The organism is Pseudomonas sp. B7 (assembly GCF_016735645.1).
GTDB classification, from domain to species: domain Bacteria; phylum Pseudomonadota; class Gammaproteobacteria; order Pseudomonadales; family Pseudomonadaceae; genus Aquipseudomonas; species Aquipseudomonas glycinae.
Genome location: NZ_JAERRE010000006.1, coordinates 225950 through 244191, shown reverse-complemented (window position 1 = coordinate 244191; position 18242 = coordinate 225950). Strand labels below are relative to the sequence as shown.

Here is an 18242-nt window from a genome sequence, read left to right as displayed (position 1 = left end):
CGGACCCAAACCTGAAGATTGAGTAGGCAAGTATCCGGCTCGCATAGCCTGTAAAGATGCCGGCGCAAGTGCCGATAACTCGAAAGAATACTGAATGACCGTGCGTCGATTTTGGCGATGCGCAAGGAACAGGAAATGATGTTTTCTCGTCAGAACGCATTCAAAGCAACAGATGTGAGCCTTTGCGCTCTGGTGTTCCTGGCGGGTGTCGCCGTCACGGTCTTGGTACTGATTCTTTTCGTTGGGGCGGAGCAGCGCACCGTCAACGTTGCGTTCCAACTGGAGGTCGACGAACGATTCAGTCGCCTGCAACGACGCTTCAATACGCAGGTCTTGAAGCTGGACGTTGTGAAGCATTTCTTTATCAATGCCGACGATGTCACTGAAAAGGAGTTTCTGGGATTCGTCACGCCTCTAGTTGGAGAGGACGAAGCCTATAGCTGGGTACCGAGGATTCTCGAGAAGGATCTACAGTCGTTTCGCGCCAAGGCGCTCCTCAACGGTACAAGTGATTTTTCATATCATGAAATTGATCCAGTCACCGGCGAAAAAATTCCCCTCTCCAGCAGGCCGGAACACTGGATATTGCTCTACCTGTTGAAGCGCGATGACGTGAAGATCGTTCCTGGCATGGATGTCATGGCTCGTCCGGGTCGCCAGGTCTTGATGAGCAAGGCGCGAGAAACAAATCAAATAGTCGTGTCGGAACCATTGAAAATGACTAATGGGCAGTCCGGGATTTTCTTCGTCGCCCCCGTATTCCAGAACTACCTTGAGGTTCCAGCCAAGGATGATGGTTTGCAGGGTTTCGTTGTCTCCACCGTACGCCTGGCGTCTTTGATGGAACAGGGCATTCCATTACCCAGTCTGCAACGGCTGAACGTGAGACTTTCACTGATCGACACGCAGCATCAAGGGGAAACCATTTATCAGAGCCAGGCCCCTGCTGCCCCTTCAGAGCTGTACACACAACGGCTGTTGAAAGTGGCTGATCAGAATTACCTGATCCAGTTTCGACCCAGTTCGACTTTTCTGGTCGCCAACAGCAACGCCCTGTCCGTCAGTTTGATTGCATTATTCGGAGTAGGACTGACGCTGCTGCTGACCTTGATGGTGTACTTGCTGATCACACAGCGCGCCCGCGCCCTCTCGCTGGTTGATGAGCGCACGCAAGACTTGCGCTTATTGAACATTACCGATCACCTGACCGGTGTCTATAACCGCCGGCATTTCGAAGATTTGATGGAGCGTCTGCTCATCGAGGCTGACAAGCACGACAAGCAACTATCGCTGATCCTGTTCGACGTCGATCACTTCAAATGCATCAATGACCACTGGGGGCATCAGTGTGGGGATAACGTTCTCAAGTCGTTGTGCGCACGAATACGTTCGGCAACACGCAAAACCGATTTGCTGTGCAGAACGGGCGGAGAAGAGTTCGCATTGATCTGCCCGGACAGCGAATCGAACGATACGAGCCTGCTGGCAGAAAAGCTAAGAGTGCTGATAAGCACCCTCCCATTTGAAGAGGCAGGAAAGGTCACTTGTAGCTTCGGCGTTGCAACGTGGGCGCCATCGGAATCGTTTGACGACTTCATTCGGCGTGCCGATAGCGCCATGTACAAAGCTAAATCAAGTGGTCGTGATCAGGTCCAACTGGCGAATCCGTAGCAAACTGGCTATTGAGTTGTCAGGACAAAAGGTTGTCATTCCCCGCCACAAAAAGACATTGACTGAGCGGCTCCAGGCGTTAGCTATCGGCTCTGAAAGTATCTGGCCAAGTCATCTACCCAGCTGCACAAAAAACCAAGACAGGGTGCGCACTTAAATCAAGTGCGCACCAGTTGTAGCCTTTTACCCGACCCAACTGACGGCGGTTTTGGGAATCACTTCTGACTTGTCGAGTTTGGAGGCGAACATGCTCACCGCCTCGACGGCGTCGCTGGTGCCGCTACGAATCTGCAGGATCACCGAGCCAGCCTGATCGGCCGCTCGGGCCGCTTCAATGGCGGCGTTTTCACGCACCCGCTGCGTCGGCAGGCGCGTGAGGACATCCTTTTTTACCTTGGTTCAAACGACGTGCCGCAGGCAGACGCCAATCCCATCGTGCACCAGCACTTTGACTCGGGTCGCACGGCGATTGGCAAACAGATAGACGCAGTGCGGCTTCGCCGCACCGAACACGCTGCATGGAAATACCCGTTTAAAAGGCTGGAACGGGTGCCCACTTAAATTGAAGTGCACACCATGTCCTGGCTTTGCGGGGTCGGGTAGATGACTTGGCCGGACGCATGCCTCTGAAAAGCCCGATCGCACAGAGACAACGTCAGCCCCTGAGATACAGCAGATTATCCCTTGCCGACTTCAAGAACGGCATATTTCGACTGAGCCCTTTTGCTAGCTTATTCAAACCACAAGGCACCCGATATACAGGTGCCCCGGCGTTGCTCTGACCTCCCTCCGTCCCTGCGGTTAACAGCCCCCATCAGTCCTCTAAGGAGCTAGTTGGATGACAACACAATCTTCGAATATCCACGCCGTGGATTCGCAAACGGCTCAACAGTTTTATATCAATGGTGGCTGGTGTTCGCCGGCAACGCTTGCCAGTTCGCCCGTGGTCAATCCGGCGACTGAACGCGTAGTTGCAGAGGTTGCCAGCGGGTCGGCCGCAGACGTTGATCGGGCCGTCGCTGCAGCGCGTGCGGCGTTTCCTCACTGGTCTGCGACCTCCGCCGAAGTGCGCGCGGATTTTCTTGGCAAAATTTACGACCTGATCCTTGAGCGAAAAGAGTCGCTTGCGCAGGTCCTTTCTCTGGAAATGGGCGCTGCCATCGGTTTCGCCCGAGCGATGCAAGTGCCCTTGGCGGCCGAACACGTTCGGATTGCCCGTGATCTGCTGTCCACCTATCGCTTCCAGACGGTTGAAGGCGGCACCGCGATTGAACGCGAACCCATCGGTGTCTGTGGGCTCATCACCCCCTGGAACTGGCCGCTTTATCAAATCACCGCCAAGGTGGCTCCGGCAATTGCGGCCGGATGCACAGTGGTGCTGAAACCCAGCGAACTGTCACCGCTGAGCGCCCTTCTTTTCGCCCAACTGGTGCATGACGCCGGCCTGCCACCGGGTGTCTTCAATCTGGTCAATGGCACGGGCCCCGAGGTCGGCAGCGCCATGGCTGCGCACCCGGATATCGATATGATTTCGATCACCGGTTCAAACCGTGCAGGTGCGCTGGTCGCACAGGCGGCCGCCCCTACAGTGAAACGCGTCACCCAGGAACTGGGCGGCAAGTCACCCAACGTGCTGCTGCCCGATGCCGACTTCGCCAACGTCGTGCCACTGGGCGTGATGACGGCGTTTCGCAACGTCGGGCAATCCTGCAGCGCCCCGACCAGAATGATCGTACCCAGGGACCGGCTCGCGGAAGTCGAGGCGCTGGCCGCTGCAACCGCCAACGCGATCATTGTGGGGGATCCGCAATCGGAAGAGACGGTACTCGGTCCGATAGCCAATGAGGCTCAGTTCAAGCGCGTGCAAGCCATGATCGAATCGGGCCTGAATGAAGGGGCCAAACTCGTCTGCGGCGGACCAGGCCGCGTGCCTGGTCATGAAACAGGCTTCTATGCCCGACCCACTGTCTTTTCCGAGGTTGATTCGAGCATGCGCATTGCCCAGGAGGAAATCTTCGGGCCGGTGCTGTGCATCATTGCCTATGAAACGCTCGATGAGGCTGTCGCGATCGCCAACGACACGGTGTACGGACTGAGTGCCCACGTTCAATCCCGCGACCTTGATCAGGCACGCGCCGTTGCCTCACGCATCCGCGCAGGACAAGTACTGCTCAACCACCCGGCCTGGAATCCCATGGCCCCGTTCGGTGGCTACAAACGATCCGGCAATGGTCGTGAATTTGGTGTCTACGGCTTTGAGGAATATCTTGAAACCAAAGCCATCGTCGGCTTTGGTGGCTAGCACACAATGGGGGGACAGTCAGCTGTCCCCCTATTGGTTCGCGCCTGATCGATGTAGGGAGCTTCAGTGCCGCAACAACTTGCGCAACGGCACACCGTCCTTGAGCACCGGGGACTTGATAACGATGTAGCTGAAGTACTTGGAAATGCCGATGTTTTTATCCAGCAGGCTTTCAATCACTTCCTGATAGTGCTGAATACTGCGCGTCATGAAACGCACCAGATAATCGTAGCCACCACTGATCAAATGGCACTCGAGCACCTCATCCACCAACCGAATGTTCGACTCGAACTTGGCGAAGTCTTCGCGCTTGTGGTCACTCAGGGTGATTTCGGTGAAGACCGTTACCGATTCGGTGATCTTCGCCAGGTTCAGGTGGGCCTTGTAGCTGGAAATGTACCCGGCCGATTCCAGCCGCTTGACCCGTTGCAGACAGGGGCTGGCCGACAATCCCACGGCGTCGGCCAGGCTGACATTGGTCATGCGCCCGTCCTTCTGCAACTCAACCAGGATACTGATGTCGATGCGGTCCAGTTTGACTAAACCTTCCATTGCGAACCTCTTGACTGCCATTTGTAGGACAATCTACTAGCAAAATCAGCGCCGTAAACACTGCTGATGCTGTGCGACCAGATCAGCCATGCTGTTGATGCAATAATCCGCAGCACATGGGGTCGGCTGTTTGCCCCGTTCGCGACCGATCAGACACACATCGGTCAGCGCCCCGCCGCGCGCGGCCGGGCGGGTCACCCGCAGTATGTGCTCCGGCTTCAGCTCGTTGGCATTCAACCAGTCGTCGTCCCGCAGCGGATCGCTGGCCAGCGAAATAAAGTCATCAGCCACAATCCCCAGATGCTCGCACAACACCGTGCGATCCTCGGCATCCCGGTCGCCCACCACCAACAGGCGATAAAACTTGCGCAAGTACAGCATCGCTCCGGGCGCGTCTTCGAACAATGACCAGTTGGCAGCAGAACGCGCGAAACTCATGCCCTCCTCCCAACTGGCTTTCAAGCTCCAGCGCTCGGCCAGTTGGCGATGGGCAAAACACAGCAATCCACTGAAGCCCAGTTCGGCAAAGCGCGGATAGAGCCCCTGCACCACCTCGCGAAATTCGCCCAGCACCTGTTCCTTGTCCGGGCGCCCGCCCCGGCTGTCGAGCAACGGCTGCAGCGCTGTCCAGACACCCGAATCACGGTCAACCAGGACTTCGTCGCAATCGATGAGCAGTGCTCGATAATCAGTCAGCCCCATGGTGTACACAGCCTCCGATGATGCGTTTCATCAATCCGTGCGCCAAAAAGGTTCAGCGACGCTGGCCAGCGACCGCGCCGCTGAACCCGGCGGACATCAGTTCAATACCCGTGCCAATGCAGCCTGCAGAATCTGCAACGCTTCATCGATCTGCGCTTCGGTCGTCACCAGTGGCGCGAGGAAGCGCAAGACGTTGCGATAGACGCCGCACTTGATCACCAGCAAGCCACCTTTGCGCGCTTCATCGATCACACGCTGGTTCAGATCAGCGTCCGGGGAGCGCGCTTCATCGTCTTTGATCAGCTCGATGGCCAACATGAAACCGGTGCCGCGTACGTCACCGATTTGCGGGTGACGACGCTGCAACTGCAGCAAACCTTCACGCAGGCGCTTGCCCAATGCATCGCCGCGTTCGAGCAGTTTCTCTTCTTCATAAGCCTCGATCACCGCCAGGGCCGCGGCGCAGGACAGTGCGTTGCCGCCATAGGTGCCGCCGAGCCCCCCGGGCAACGGCGAATCCATGATTTCAGCTCTGCCGACCACGCCCGATAACGGCAGCCCCCCGGCCAGACTCTTGGCGACGGTGACCAGGTCAGGCTGGATGCCGGCGTGCTGGAAACCGAACCACTTGCCGGTGCGGCCGAATCCGGTCTGGATTTCATCGAGGATCAGCACGATGCCGTGCTTGTGGGTCAACTCGCGCAATGCCTGGAGGAATGGTGCCGGCGCCGCAAGGAAACCACCGTCGCCCTGCACCGGTTCAATGATGATCGCCGCAACCCGCTCCGGCGCAACCTGAGTGGCGAGCAACTCGTCCAGCGCCTTGAGCGCCATTTCGCTGGTAACGCCGCGATAGGCATTGGGATATGGGGTGTGAAACACCTCCGGCGCGAATGGCCCGAAGTTCTGTTTGTAGGGCTGGCTCATGCCGGTCAGCGTGGTGCCGAGCAAGGTGCGTCCATGAAAACCGCCGCGGAAGGAGATCACCGCAGAGCGGTTGGTGTGAGCGCGAGCGATTTTCACCGCGTTCTCCACGGCCTCGGCACCGGAGGTGAAGAACGCTGCTTTGTAGTGTTCCTCGCCGCCTATCATCTCGCACAAACGCTGGGCCAGATCCAGATACGGCTTGTAGGCCACCACCTGAAAACAGGCGTGCGAGACTTTTTGCAATTGGGCCTGCACCGCTGCAACCACTTTGGGATGGTTATGGCCAATGTTCAGCACCCCGATGCCGCCGACGAAGTCCAGATAACGCTGGCCGTCCACGTCCCACAATTCAGCCCCTTGGGCGCGATCAATCACCAGTGGATGAGCGGTGACCAGTCCGCGTGGCACGAACTGATCACGCTGACGGAGTAAATGAGGCGTTTGGTCGACTTGGCTGTTCATGGCATTTCCCTTCGTGAGTCCGGCAGCCCGGAGTGAATGCAGGAGGTGGTTACACAGGGTCTTAAGATTAAGACTTGTGCGGAACGAACTACGCCGAACTTGGCCCCTGAGAAATCCGGATCGACTGTTTTCACCCTGCCAAACGGCAGATTCCTTCAGGCCGCCGAATCTGCCGGGCGCGTGCGTATATGAAGTGACGCGCAGTGTTCGCAGCGCTGCTTTCGACAGATCCTGCTCTGGGGTTGGACGATGATGGGAGCACCTTCAACCTCCTCAGGAATTGACCATGGCCCTGCTCTACAAAGCTGACCCCGTGCGCGGCGAACGGTGGAAAGCACTGTTCGCCGAACATGCCCCGGACATCGAATGGCGCGCCTGGCCGGACATCGGCGATCCCGCAGACATCAAATACCTGGCGGCGTGGCAGGCGCCGGAGGATCTGCAGACGGTGCTGCCGAATCTGCAGGTGTTGTTTGCGTTGTCGGCCGGCGTCGATCAACTGGACCTGAGCCGTATCCCGCCAAGTCTTCCGGTGGTGCGCCTGCTCGATCCCGGGATCACCCAAGGCATGTGCGAATACGCCAGTTTTGCCGTGCTCGCTTTGCACCGGGACATGTTGCGCTATCGCCAGCAGCAGATGGCGCGGTGTTGGCAGGCGCACCTGCTGCAGCCGGCGCATCAGCGTCGGGTGGGGGTGATGGGCCTCGGTACTCAGGCGCAGCAGATTCTCGCCACCTTGCAGCCCCTGGGCTTTGCCCTCAAGGGCTGGGCGCGCAGTGCGCATCGGATTGCCGGCGTCGAGTGTTTTGCCGGTCACGAGCAACTGCCGGCGTTTCTGAGCCAGTGCGACATTGTGATGTGCGTATTGCCGCTGACCGAGCAGACCCGTGGCATTCTCAATCGTGAGTTGTTTCGCCAATTGCCGCGTGGCGCGGCACTGATCAACATGGGGCGCGGTGGGCATCTGGTGGAAGACGACTTGCTCGAAGCGCTGGACAGCGGGCAACTCAGCGGCGCGGTGCTGGATGTGGTGCAGAACGAACCGGCGCCGGCGGATCATCCTTTCTGGAGCCACCCGCAGATTCTGCTGACGCCGCATATCGCGGCGATGACCCAGCCGGATAGTGCATTTGCTGTCCTGCTGGAAAACATCCGCCGCTTCGAACGCGGCGAGCCCATGAACGGTCAGATCGATCGCAACAAGGGCTACTGACTCAGACCCTCTGCATGAGCGAGCAGGCTCACTCATGCAGAGGATGACGATGTTTCAGAGGAATTCGGCGATGGCCCTGCCGACATCCTGAGTCGAGCCCTTCCCGCCCAGGTCCGGGGTGATCGGGCCCTCGGCGATCACCCGCTCGATCGCCTGCAGGATCCCGTCATGTGCTGCGCGATAACGCTCGTCACCGTTGCCCAGGAAATCGAGCATCAGCGCCCCGGACCAGATCATCGCAATCGGGTTGGCGATGTTCTGCCCATAGATGTCCGGTGCCGAACCATGCACCGGCTCGAACAGCGACGGAAAACGTCGCTGTGGATCAAGGTTGGCCGACGGCGCAATGCCGATGGTTCCGGCACACGCCGGCCCCAGGTCGGAGAGGATGTCGCCGAACAGGTTCGACGCCACCACCACATCGAACCGATCCGGTTGCAGAACGAAGCGAGCGCACAAGATATCGATGTGCTGCTTGTCCCACGTCACTTCCGGGTACTGCGCGGCCATCAGCGCGGTGCGCTCGTCCCAGTACGGCATGCTGATCGAAATGCCGTTGGACTTGGTCGCTGCGGTCAGGCGCTTGCGTGGCCGGGTCTGGGCCAGGTCGAAGGCAAACTTGAGAATCCGGTCGACACCCCGGCGGGTGAAGACCGATTCCTGCAGCACAAACTCATGCTCGGTGCCTTCGAACATCTTGCCGCCGACCGATGAGTACTCGCCTTCGGTGTTCTCGCGAATCACCACGAAATCGATATCCCCCGGTTCGCGTCCGGCCAACGGGCATGGCACCCCGGGGAACAAGCGCACCGGGCGGATATTCACGTACTGGTCGAAGTCGCGACGGAATTTCAGCAGCGACCCCCACAGGGAAATATGGTCCGGCACTTTCTCCGGCCAGCCCACGGCGCCGAAGTAAATCGCGTCGAAGCCCTTGAGCTGTTCAAACCAGTCCTCGGGCATCATCTGCCCGTGTTCCAGGTAATAATCGCAATGCGCCCAGTCGAGCACTTCAATGCTCAAGTCCAGCTGCCATTTCTTCGCGGCCTGCTCGAGAACCCGCAGCCCCTCGGGCAGCACTTCCTTGCCAATCCCGTCGCCGGCAATCGCGGCGATCTTGAAGACCTTGCTCATCAGTTGTGGCTCCCCGTTGTTGTGAAGTTACAAGCCGCCGATGTGGAAGGCTTTGACTTCAAGGTATTCATCAAGACCGTATTTGCTGCCTTCACGGCCCAGCCCCGATTGCTTGATGCCGCCGAACGGCGCGACTTCCATGGAGATGATTCCGGTGTTGAGGCCAACCATGCCGAATTCCAGCGCTTCGCCGAAACGCCATGAGCGACGCAAGTCTTGAGTGAAGTAATACGCGCCGAGGCCAAACGGCGTGGCGTTGGCCAGGGCCAAGGCTTCGGCTTCGTCGGTGAACCGCATCAGCGGCGCGACCGGGCCGAAGGTTTCTTCGTTGGCCAGGAGCATTCCGGCGTGGGCATCGCCAAGCACCGTCGGTTGGACAAATTGACTGTCGCCCTCGGGAACGCCGCCGCAGAGCAACTGCGCGCCCTGGCTCAAGGCATCATCGATGTGGCGGGCCACCTTGCTCACGGCCGCCTTGTTGATCAGCGGGCCAATGGTCACGTTGTCTTGCAGGCCATTGCCGACCTTGAGTTTGCCGACCTCCTCGACCAGACGCTGGGCAAACCGCGGGTAAATGCCGTCCTGCACCAGAATCCGGTTGGCGCAGACGCAGGTCTGCCCGGCGTTGCGAAACTTGCTCAGCATGATCCCGGTAATCGCCTGCTCAAGATCAGCGTCGTCAAACACAATGAACGGTGCGTTGCCGCCCAGTTCCAGGCTCAATCGCTTGATGTGTTCGGCACTCTGGCGCATCAGCAAACGGCCCACCTCCGTGGAGCCGGTGAAGGAAATCTTGCGCACCGTCGGGTTGCCGGTCAGCTCTTCGCCAATTCCGGCGGGCATGCCGGTCAAGACATTGAACACCCCGGCCGGAATGCCGACGCGCTCAGCCAACACCGCCAACGCCAGCGCCGACAGCGGCGTCAGATCCGACGGCTTGACGATGATCGGGCACCCCGCCGCCAGAGCTGGTGCACACTTGCGGGTAATCATCGCGTTGGGAAAGTTCCACGGTGTGATCGCCGCGCAGACACCCACCGGTTGCTTGAGGGTCAACAGTCGGCGGTCGCCGCTGGGGGCCGGCATGGTTTCGCCGTAAATCCGCCGCGCCTCTTCGGCAAACCATTTGACGAAACCCGCGCCGTAGCGGATTTCACCTTTGGCTTCATTCAGCGGCTTGCCTTGTTCGCAAGTCATGATCAGCGCCAGATCGTCGAGATTGTCGATCATCGCCTGATACCAACGCTCCAGCAGCGCCGCACGTTCGGCGGCCGGTCGCGCCCGCCAGGCGGGCCAGGCCTGTTCGGCGGCGGCGATGGCGCGCCGGGTTTCCACGCCTTGCATGGCGGGCACGCGGCCGATCAATTCGCCGCTGGCCGGGTCGACGACATCCAGGGTCGCGCGGTCATCGGCGCCGATCCACTGGCCGTTCACATAAGCGAGTTCTGCGAGAAGACCGGGGTCTTTCAAACGATTCTTGAGCATGGTCGAGTCCTGATCCGAGACAGATTCCAGTCTAGGGAGACTCGACGGATAAGGATGCTGAAAGCGCGTAGCGGACAGTGTCGGCTGCTGAAATTGGCGGTGGAACAGCAGAATTGCTGTTTCCTATCGTTTCAGCGAACCGAGCAAACCTTCCAGAAAGCGCTCCCCCGCCTCCATCTGGCTGATCTCGATAAACTCGTCGGGCTTGTGCGCCTGCTCGATCGATCCTGGCCCACAGACAACCACCGGCACATTCAGACGCTGCTTGAACAACCCGCCTTCCGTACCGAACGAAACCTTGGACGTTGCGGTATCCGGCGCCGCGAATTTTTTCAGGAACCGTACCGCTTCGACGCTCGGGTGGGTGTCCAGTCCGGGGTAGACATTGACCGTTTCAATCTCGATGGCCGCCACGCTCGAGAGCTTCTGCGCCTCGCGCACGATCACCTCGGCACGCTCCTGCATCTGCGCGAGGATCTGTTCCAGATCATCGGCCGGCAAATTGCGCACTTCAAAATCCACCGTGCACAGATTCGGTACGATATTCAGCGCCCGGCCACCGCCGATCTGGCCGACGTGCACGGTGGTGTAAGGCACATCGTAATCGGCATCCCGGGCGCCCTGCTCCTGCAGTTGGCGCTGGGATTCACGCAACGCAGCAATGAAATCGCAGGCCACGTGGATCGCGTTGACCGAGCGCGGCGCCAGCGAAGAATGCGCCTCCAGCCCCCGACAATAGGTGCGGTACGAGCCCTTGCCCTTGTGCCCCAGCACAAACTGCATGTTGGTCGGTTCGCCGATCAGGCACAGAAACGGCCGCACCGGCGCCAGATGCAGCACATCAAGCAAGCGCCGCACGCCAACGCAGCCGATTTCCTCATCGTGTGACAGCGCCAGCTGCAGCGGACGGCTGAGGGAATGTTCAGCAGCGTCAAGCATCGCGTCGATGGCCAGCGCGATAAAGCCTTTCATGTCGCAACTGCCGCGCCCGTAAACCCGCCCGTTCTGCTGCGTCAGCTGGAACGGTGGAACCGTCCACGCCTGCCCCGCTGCTGGCACCACGTCGGTGTGTCCGGACAGCAGAATGCCCGGTTGGTCTTTCGGACCGGTACTGGCAAACAGATTGGCCTTCTTGCCGCTTTCGTCCTTGACGATCAGCGACTCGATGCCCTTGCTCAGCAGCAACTCGCGAACGTACTCGATCAACGCCATGTTCGATTCCGACGATACGGTATCGAACGCAATCAATCGTTTGAGAATCTCCAGTACACGGGGTTTCATGAGGCTTTGCTCCGTTGTTCGGCCAAGGGGGCGAACCGGCGTATGGAAAAGGGTTCAATCAACGTGGAGGTACTGCCGGTACTGATCAATTCAGCCATGACGTCACCGACGCCCGGCCCCAACTGGAAACCATGACCGCAGAAGCCGAATGCGTAATACAGGCCATCGACCGTACCGCTTGGCCCCATGATCGGCAGCGAGTCCGGCAGATAGCTTTCGATGCCGCTCCAGACCCGGATGATGTTCAGATTGCCGACGCCCGGCAGCAGTCGGCGCATTTGCCGGATCTGGTTGAGGATGCTGCGTGGCTCAACATAGGCACGGCGATTGACCATGTCCGGTTTGCTGCGATAGCCGCCGCCAATGATGATGTTGCCGCGCGGAATCTGCCGGAAATAAATGACTTCCTCAGGGATCTTGGTGAACACGCCGATCACCGTCGGCAAGGCGTACGGCACCGGTTCCGTCACCGCCATCTGCGGGCCATGGGTGTCCAGCGGTACCGGTTCGCCGAACTGCGCGGACAGTTTCTCGCCCCAGGCCCCGGCGGTGATCAGCAGTTGTGCGGCGCGATATTGTCGGCCATCGGTGGTGGTGACGCTGAACTCGCCTGCGGTTTTCTGTACTTGGGCCACTTCGGTCTGTTCTTCGATACGCGCACCGATCCGCCGCGCCGCCCGGGCGAATGCCGGCGCTGCCAGACGCGGGTTGGCGTGACCGTCATGCGGTGCGTAGGAGCCCCCCTTCACGTCCGGTCCCAGAAACGGAAAGCGCCGATGCAGTTCAGCGCCGTGATAGATCTGCAAATCCAGTTGCGCCGCCTCCGGTGCAGCGGCATACGCCTCGAGCTCGGCAATTTCGTCTTCGCGGTAACACACGCGCATGTGGCCGCTGGCGATGAACTCCAGATCGTCGTCAATCAGCTCCGGCAAGCGCTTCCACAGCGCAAACGAACGGTTGGCCAATTCCAGTTGCCCCAGATAACGGCCCTGACGCCGTACGTTGCCGAAGTTGACACCGCTGGCGTATTGGCCAATCAGGTCGCGCTCGAGCAGGGTCACGGAGTGCCCGCGCTGACGCAGGAAAAACGCTGACGCCGCACCCATGATGCCGCCGCCGATAATCAATACATCACTTTTCTGCGGGTTCATGTCGGTTCCTCGATGATCACCATCGGCAACGGTTTGACGGGGGCCTGACCGCGCTGGCGGCCGACCTGTTGCACACTGACGCCGGCCGCGGCGGCAATCACTTCGGCGCCGGCCTGCGAGCAGTAGCGGCCTTGGCAACGGCCCATGCCGACCCGACTGAAGGCCTTGGCCCGATTGACTTCACACGCGCCCTTTTCACTGACCGTACGGCGCAGTTCGCCCGCGCTGATCATCTCGCAGCGACAGACGATCGCCGAATCCGGCAAGGCCCCGGCCTGTTCGGCGGGCCAGGGAAATGCCTGCGCCAGACCGAGGCGGAACTGATCCATCACCGCCAGTGCACGCCGTTGCTCTGCGCGCCAACCGGCATCCACCGGTTGTTGCTGATCCTCCAGCAGCGCCATCGCCACCAGACGTCCGGCATGTTCAGCTGCATCGGCACCGCGGATCTTTGCCCCGTCGCCGGCGGCATACACACCGCTGACCGAAGTGCGGCCCTCTTCATCAAGCGCCAGCCACCATTGGCCGGACGCTTCATCAAAACGCATGCGACACCCGGCCAGATCGGCCAGCTGGGTTTCCGGACGCAAGTGATACCCCAGGGCCACGGCATCGCAATCGATGTCCAGGGTTTCGCCCTTGGCTGAGCGCACGCGAACACCACTGACGCCGCGGGTGGCATCTCCCGATATCAGCTCCGGCTTGATCCCCAGATGCACCGGTATTTTCGCCTGGTACAACTGCGCCAACAGTTTCATCCCGGTGAGCAACACCGCGGGCCGCGCGAGCATCTTCGGCAGCGCGACGATGCGTTTGCTCATCGGCGATGTATCAAGCACCGCAGCGACGTTGGCGCCGGCCTTCACGTACTGGCTGGCCACCAGATACAGCAGTGGACCACTGCCCATGAACACCACGCGATGGCCGATGGATACCGCCTGCGACTTGAGCGCGATTTGCGCCCCGCCGAGGCTGTAGGTGCCCGCCAGTTGCCAGCCTTCAATGGGCATCAAACGGTCCGTGGCGCCGGTGCACAGGATCAACGCGTCGAAGTCCACCGTCGTATGGTGACCCTGACTGACGCAGCTCAATTGCCTAGGCACCAGATTCCACACCAGCGTGTCAGGACGGTAATCGATGTGTGAGCGCAAGCGCTCGAAACTCTCGTGCAGGTCGCGCGCCTTGGCCGCTTCAGTGCCGTACAGCGCGCGGTAGTCGCGGGTAAAACCTTCGGGTTGGCGCCGATAGATCTGGCCGCCGCCGCGGCGATTTTCATCGATCAGGACCGGTTTGATGCCGGCCTTCACCAACGTCTCGGCGCAGCGAATCCCCGCAGGACCGGCGCCGACGATAACTACCCGTGCAGTGGCCATGTCGCCTCCGGTTGTGTGGTGAGGAGATCCAGCCCTTCACGGACTTCACTGGAGCACGCACGCAGGCGTTCGCCGCTGCGCGTCCACACCCAGCAATCCTGGCAGGCGCCCATCAGGCAGAACCCGGCACGTCGACCGCTATCGAATTCCGATTGGCGCAGCGCATTGCCCTGAGTGAGCAATGCGACCATCAGTGTGTCGCCCTGCAAGGCCTTGATGGGCACGCCATCCACGGTCAACCCGACGGTCACCCGGCCCTGCTCGGCCAGTCTCACAAAACGAGCACTCATGCATAGGCTCCCTGATTCAAGATGGTCACGTCCCGCTGGGTTTTCAGCAGTTCGACGCTGTCGTGGTGGCAAAGAATTTCACTGCCACCGTCGATGATTCGGCGGTTGGGTGCCGTACGGTTGCACAGGCCATCGACGCGCACCGGGCAGCGATTGAGGAAGGTGCACAGCTCGGCGACATTGGCTTTGGGCCCGATGGGCGGCAGTTCGCCGCAAGTCGTCCCGCAGGTTTCCAGCCAGCCCTGGCGCAGCTCCGGCACCGAGTGAATCAACAGATCGGTGTAGGGATGGAACGGCGCCTGCGCAAACGACTGGCGGCTGCCGGCCTGAACTTTATGGCCGCTGTACATCACCACCACGTCATCACACAGCGCGCGCACGGTGGAGATGTCATGACTGATGAACAGGTAGGACACACCGAGCTGCTCACGCAAATCGCGGAGCAATTCAAGAATCGCGGCACCGACCACGGTGTCCAGCGCCGAGGTCACTTCATCGCAGAGGATCAGATCGGGTTTGGCCGCCAGTGCCCGCGCCAGGTTCACCCGCTGTTTCTGCCCGCCGGACAATTCACTCGGACGACGCTCGGCCAGGGCTCGCGGCAGGCGCACCAGATCCAGCAATTCGCCGATACGCTCGCGCAACGCCGCGCCTTTGAGGTTGAAATACATTTTCAGCGGCCGACTCAGAATCGTGCTGATGCTGTGCATCGGATTGAGCGCCGTGTCGGCGTTCTGGAACACCATCTGGATCCGCCGGAATTGCTCGTCGCTGCGTTCGGCCAGACAACCGCCCAGCGGTTGCCCGTCAAAGGTCAGCCCGCCCAATGCCGGCGTCAGCAAGCCGGCCACCACGCGGGCCAGCGTTGACTTGCCCGAACCCGACTCGCCGATCACGCCAATCGCCTGGCCCCGGCGCACGGTCAGATCAATGTCTTCCAGTACACGAATGGCCGGCATGCCCTGGGTGTTCTTGTTGCCGTAACCGGCAGTCAGGCCGCGAATGGTCAGCAGCGGGGTTTCTTCGGCAATACCGCCAGGTGGGCGGATCGTCGTGTCCGGCCGCGCGGCTGCCAGCAAACTGCGGGTGTATTCATGACTCGGGCCTTTGAGCAGCGCCGCCGTAGCGCTTTGTTCGTATATCTGACCGCCATTGAGCACGACGATCTGATCGGCCATTTGCGCCACCACGGCCAAGTCATGGGACACATACACTGCTGTCGCGCCACGGTCACGCACCACGCGTTTGAACGCTCGCAACACGTCGATCTGGGTTGTCACATCGAGCGCCGTGGTCGGTTCGTCGAGGATGACCAGCAACGGATCACTGATCAGCGCCATTGCCGCCATCACCCGCTGCAGTTGCCCGCCGGACACCTGGTGCGGGTAACGCTGGCCGATGTGATCCGGGTCTGGCAGGGCCAGATCGCGGAACAGTTCAATGGCCTTGGCCTCAAGGGCGGCGCGGGTGCCGAGACCGTGAATCAAGGCGCCCTCCACCACCTGGTCGATCAGCTTCTTCGCCGGGTTGAAAGCCGCCGCAGCGCTCTGCGCGATATACGACACCCGATTACCGCGCAGGCCCTGCAATTGCTGCTCGCTGAGCGCGAGCATGTTGTGCTCGCCGACCTGCACCACGCCGCCGGACAACCGACAGCCCCGTCGGGCATACCCCAACAGAGCGAGGGCAATGGTGGTCTTGCCCGAGCCCGATTCGCCGATCAACGCCAGCACTTCACCTTGTTCCAGGGCAAAGCTCACGCCTTTGACGATCTCCGTTTCTCCATGCTCGCCGCAAGCAACCACGCGCAGGTCTTCAACTCGAATCAATTGGGACATTTCAATGGCCTCCGGTGCGGCGACTGCGTCGCGACGACACTCTGTCGATGAACAGATTCACGCCGATGGTCAGGGTGCCGATGGCCAGCGCCGGGATGACGATGGCCGGAGCGCCCTGATTGAGGCCGCCGATGTTTTCCCGCACCAGCGAACCGAGGTCGGCATCCGGCGGTTGCACGCCCAGCCCGAGAAAGCTCATGCCGCTGAGCAGCAGCACGATGAAACCAAACCGCAAGCCCAGGTCAGTCAGCACCGGATTGAGCATGTTCGGCAGGATCTCCACGCACGCGATGTACAAGCGCCGCTCGCCACGGGTTCGGGCGACCTGCACGTACTCCAGCGCTTCGATGTTCACCGCCATGCTGCGGGCGATACGGAACGCACCCGGGGCGAAGCTCAACACTGCCGTGCTGATCAGCAGGGTCACTGAAGAGCCGAATGCCGAAACCATGATCAACGCGAGCATCTTGCTCGGGATCGAGATAAAGGCGTCCATCAAGCGGCTGATCACCTCGTCCAGCCACTTCGGCGACACCACCGACAGCAGCGCGCAACCGGTGCCCAGCGCACTGGCCAGCACCGCCGCAATCAACGCCAGGCCAACGGTGAAGCGTGCGCCGACGAGCACCCGGCTGAGCATGTCGCGGCCCAGATAATCAGTGCCGAACGGGTACACCGCGCTGATGTTGTCGAACACGTTGCCCGAGACCACCTCGCCGACCGGATGCGGCGCCAGCCACGGGCCGAATAACGCAACCAGCAGCCAGATAACGCAGATGGTGGCGCCGATGAGTCCCAGCCACGCGGGCCCGTGAGACACCTTGCCGGCTGACAGGTCGGGGGCTGCGGGCGTCGATTTCACAATGAGATTGTTCATTGGTTTCTCAGCCTCGGATTGGACAGAATCGCGCACAGGTCGGCAATCAGCACCAGACCCAGATAAGCCGTACAGAACAACATGGTGCAGGCCTGCACCAGTGCCATGTCACGGTTGGTCACGGCATCGACCATCAGGCTGGCGATGCCGGGATAGTTGAAGATGGTTTCGACAATCACCACCCCGCCGAGCAGATACGACAGGCTCAGCGCAATCGCATTGGCGATCGGCCCGATGGCATTGGGCAAAGCGTGGCGCAGTACGATGCGCATCGGACTGACGCCTTTGAGCCGGGCCATTTCCACGTAGGGACTGTCGAGCTGATCGATCACTGCCGCGCGGGTCATCCGCGCCATTTGCGCAACGATCACGCAGCAAAGCGTCATCACCGGCAAGGCGTAAGTGCGCATGAATTGCCACGGTGAAGTGATGTCGCTGGCATAGGACAGCGCCGACAACCAGCCCAGGTTTACCGCAAAGATCAGCACCGCGAGGGTCGCCACCAGAAACTCTGGCACCGCGACCATGGCCAGGGTGGTGAAACTCAAGACACTGTCGATCCGGCCGCCACGACCCATCGCCGAGCCGATGCCGAGAACCAACGCCACCGGCACCGACACCAGCGCGGTGGCGGCTGCCAGCATCAGGGTGTTGGGCACACGCCCGGCCATCAGCTCGACGACCGGCATCGCGTTGGATACCGACACGCCCATATCGCCACTGAGCAGGCTCATCAACCAGTGCAGGTAACGCACCACACCGGGTTGATCGAGCCCCAGTTTCAAGCGCAGCGCCGCCACCTGTTCCGGGGTGGCAAACTGGCCAAGGGATTGTTGTGCCGCGTCTCCAGGCAGTACCGCCGTGATCGCGAACACGACCATCGATACGATCGACAAAGTCACGATCGCGGCGCCCAGCCGTCGACCGATCAACCACAGTGTGTTGCTATTCATCGCCTACCCTCCTGCACCTGGCTTGCCGTTC

At 60.5% G+C, this 18242-nt stretch carries 16 protein-coding genes and 1 pseudogene; 3 read left to right on the top strand and 14 right to left on the bottom strand.

Annotated features, from left to right (window positions below):
* The first annotated feature begins 117 nt into the window (after positions 1–117).
* Positions 118–1671: a sensor domain-containing diguanylate cyclase gene (locus tag JKA62_RS15850; RefSeq protein WP_236676557.1), complete on the top strand. Its 1554-nt coding sequence runs from the start codon at positions 118–120 to the stop codon at positions 1669–1671.
* A gap of 183 nt (positions 1672–1854) precedes the next feature.
* Here the strand turns inward: JKA62_RS15850 and JKA62_RS15845 are convergent.
* Positions 1855–1992: pseudogene (locus JKA62_RS15845) on the bottom strand (chemotaxis protein); the annotation flags it as partial.
* Positions 1993–2070: 78 nt separating this feature from the next.
* A complete protein-coding gene (gene tnpB, locus JKA62_RS29035) occupies positions 2071–2184 on the bottom strand; it encodes an IS66 family insertion sequence element accessory protein TnpB (RefSeq protein WP_330932838.1) in 114 nt (37 codons plus the stop codon).
* A 325-nt stretch (positions 2185–2509) separates the two neighbouring features.
* Here tnpB and JKA62_RS15835 point away from each other — a divergent pair, with 325 nt between their 5' ends.
* Positions 2510–3973, top strand: coding sequence for an aldehyde dehydrogenase family protein (locus tag JKA62_RS15835; protein WP_201818561.1), 1464 nt, complete (start codon positions 2510–2512; stop codon positions 3971–3973).
* Positions 3974–4036: 63 nt separating this feature from the next.
* On the opposite strand, the gene JKA62_RS15830 is transcribed toward JKA62_RS15835, so the two are convergent.
* The 3 genes from JKA62_RS15830 to gabT all read right to left on the bottom strand — a co-directional run bounded on the left by JKA62_RS15830 (position 4037) and on the right by gabT (position 6616).
* On the bottom strand, positions 4037–4525 hold the full coding sequence (locus tag JKA62_RS15830) for an Lrp/AsnC family transcriptional regulator (protein WP_027616181.1): 489 nt from the start codon (positions 4523–4525) through the stop codon (positions 4037–4039).
* A 45-nt stretch (positions 4526–4570) separates the two neighbouring features.
* A complete protein-coding gene (locus JKA62_RS15825) occupies positions 4571–5227 on the bottom strand; it encodes a 2-haloalkanoic acid dehalogenase (RefSeq protein WP_201818560.1) in 657 nt (218 codons plus the stop codon).
* Between the two features lie 96 nt (positions 5228–5323).
* Complete coding sequence (gene gabT / locus JKA62_RS15820) at positions 5324–6616, bottom strand: 4-aminobutyrate--2-oxoglutarate transaminase (protein ID WP_201818559.1); 1293 nt, start codon at positions 6614–6616, stop codon at positions 5324–5326.
* Positions 6617–6902: 286 nt separating this feature from the next.
* Between gabT and JKA62_RS15815 the strand changes: the two genes are divergently transcribed.
* Positions 6903–7829, top strand: a complete 927-nt coding sequence (locus tag JKA62_RS15815) for a 2-hydroxyacid dehydrogenase (protein WP_201818558.1) — start codon at positions 6903–6905, stop codon at positions 7827–7829.
* A 54-nt stretch (positions 7830–7883) separates the two neighbouring features.
* Here the strand turns inward: JKA62_RS15815 and JKA62_RS15810 are convergent, their stop codons facing one another.
* The 9 genes from JKA62_RS15810 to JKA62_RS15770 form a co-directional block, all read right to left on the bottom strand.
* Positions 7884–8963 (bottom strand): tartrate dehydrogenase, encoded by a 1080-nt coding sequence (locus JKA62_RS15810; RefSeq protein WP_074690552.1) that lies wholly within the window; start codon positions 8961–8963, stop codon positions 7884–7886.
* A gap of 27 nt (positions 8964–8990) precedes the next feature.
* A complete protein-coding gene (locus JKA62_RS15805; RefSeq protein ID WP_201818557.1) occupies positions 8991–10448 on the bottom strand; it encodes an NAD-dependent succinate-semialdehyde dehydrogenase in 1458 nt (485 codons plus the stop codon).
* A gap of 123 nt (positions 10449–10571) precedes the next feature.
* Entirely contained in the window at positions 10572–11729 is a 1158-nt protein-coding gene (argE, locus tag JKA62_RS15800; RefSeq protein ID WP_201818556.1) for an acetylornithine deacetylase, read from the bottom strand.
* The gene (locus JKA62_RS15795; RefSeq protein ID WP_201818555.1) at positions 11726–12880 is read right to left on the bottom strand and encodes an NAD(P)/FAD-dependent oxidoreductase; all 1155 of its coding nucleotides are present in this window, start codon (positions 12878–12880) and stop codon (positions 11726–11728) included. Before JKA62_RS15795 ends, argE begins: the two co-directional genes overlap by 4 nt.
* On the bottom strand, positions 12877–14253 hold the full coding sequence (locus tag JKA62_RS15790) for an FAD/NAD(P)-dependent oxidoreductase (RefSeq protein WP_201818554.1): 1377 nt from the start codon (positions 14251–14253) through the stop codon (positions 12877–12879). The genes JKA62_RS15795 and JKA62_RS15790 overlap by 4 nt, the downstream gene beginning before the upstream one ends.
* On the bottom strand, positions 14235–14543 hold the full coding sequence (locus JKA62_RS15785) for a (2Fe-2S)-binding protein (RefSeq protein ID WP_201818552.1): 309 nt from the start codon (positions 14541–14543) through the stop codon (positions 14235–14237). Before JKA62_RS15785 ends, JKA62_RS15790 begins: the two co-directional genes overlap by 19 nt.
* Positions 14540–16381: an ABC transporter ATP-binding protein gene (locus tag JKA62_RS15780; RefSeq protein WP_201818551.1), complete on the bottom strand. Its 1842-nt coding sequence runs from the start codon at positions 16379–16381 to the stop codon at positions 14540–14542. The genes JKA62_RS15785 and JKA62_RS15780 overlap by 4 nt, the downstream gene beginning before the upstream one ends.
* Position 16382: 1 nt before the next feature.
* Complete coding sequence (locus JKA62_RS15775; RefSeq protein WP_201818550.1) at positions 16383–17258, bottom strand: ABC transporter permease; 876 nt, start codon at positions 17256–17258, stop codon at positions 16383–16385.
* Positions 17255–18211, bottom strand: a complete 957-nt coding sequence (locus JKA62_RS15770) for an ABC transporter permease (RefSeq protein WP_201818549.1) — start codon at positions 18209–18211, stop codon at positions 17255–17257. The genes JKA62_RS15775 and JKA62_RS15770 overlap by 4 nt, the downstream gene beginning before the upstream one ends.
* Positions 18212–18242: the final 31 nt, after the last annotated feature.

Coding starts and splice junctions, on each gene's coding strand:
- JKA62_RS15850 (WP_236676557.1), top strand. CDS start 118: ATGCGCAAGGAACAGGAAATGATGTTTTCTCGTCAGAACGCATTCAAA.
- JKA62_RS15835 (WP_201818561.1), top strand. CDS start 2,510: ATGACAACACAATCTTCGAATATCCACGCCGTGGATTCGCAAACGGCT.
- JKA62_RS15830 (WP_027616181.1), bottom strand. CDS start 4,525: ATGGAAGGTTTAGTCAAACTGGACCGCATCGACATCAGTATCCTGGTT.
- JKA62_RS15825 (WP_201818560.1), bottom strand. CDS start 5,227: ATGGGGCTGACTGATTATCGAGCACTGCTCATCGATTGCGACGAAGTC.
- gabT (WP_201818559.1), bottom strand. CDS start 6,616: ATGAACAGCCAAGTCGACCAAACGCCTCATTTACTCCGTCAGCGTGAT.
- JKA62_RS15815 (WP_201818558.1), top strand. CDS start 6,903: ATGGCCCTGCTCTACAAAGCTGACCCCGTGCGCGGCGAACGGTGGAAA.
- JKA62_RS15810 (WP_074690552.1), bottom strand. CDS start 8,963: ATGAGCAAGGTCTTCAAGATCGCCGCGATTGCCGGCGACGGGATTGGC.
- JKA62_RS15805 (WP_201818557.1), bottom strand. CDS start 10,448: ATGCTCAAGAATCGTTTGAAAGACCCCGGTCTTCTCGCAGAACTCGCT.
- argE (WP_201818556.1), bottom strand. CDS start 11,729: ATGAAACCCCGTGTACTGGAGATTCTCAAACGATTGATTGCGTTCGAT.
- JKA62_RS15795 (WP_201818555.1), bottom strand. CDS start 12,880: ATGAACCCGCAGAAAAGTGATGTATTGATTATCGGCGGCGGCATCATG.
- JKA62_RS15790 (WP_201818554.1), bottom strand. CDS start 14,253: ATGGCCACTGCACGGGTAGTTATCGTCGGCGCCGGTCCTGCGGGGATT.
- JKA62_RS15785 (WP_201818552.1), bottom strand. CDS start 14,543: ATGAGTGCTCGTTTTGTGAGACTGGCCGAGCAGGGCCGGGTGACCGTC.
- JKA62_RS15780 (WP_201818551.1), bottom strand. CDS start 16,381: ATGTCCCAATTGATTCGAGTTGAAGACCTGCGCGTGGTTGCTTGCGGC.
- JKA62_RS15775 (WP_201818550.1), bottom strand. CDS start 17,258: ATGAACAATCTCATTGTGAAATCGACGCCCGCAGCCCCCGACCTGTCA.
- JKA62_RS15770 (WP_201818549.1), bottom strand. CDS start 18,211: ATGAATAGCAACACACTGTGGTTGATCGGTCGACGGCTGGGCGCCGCG.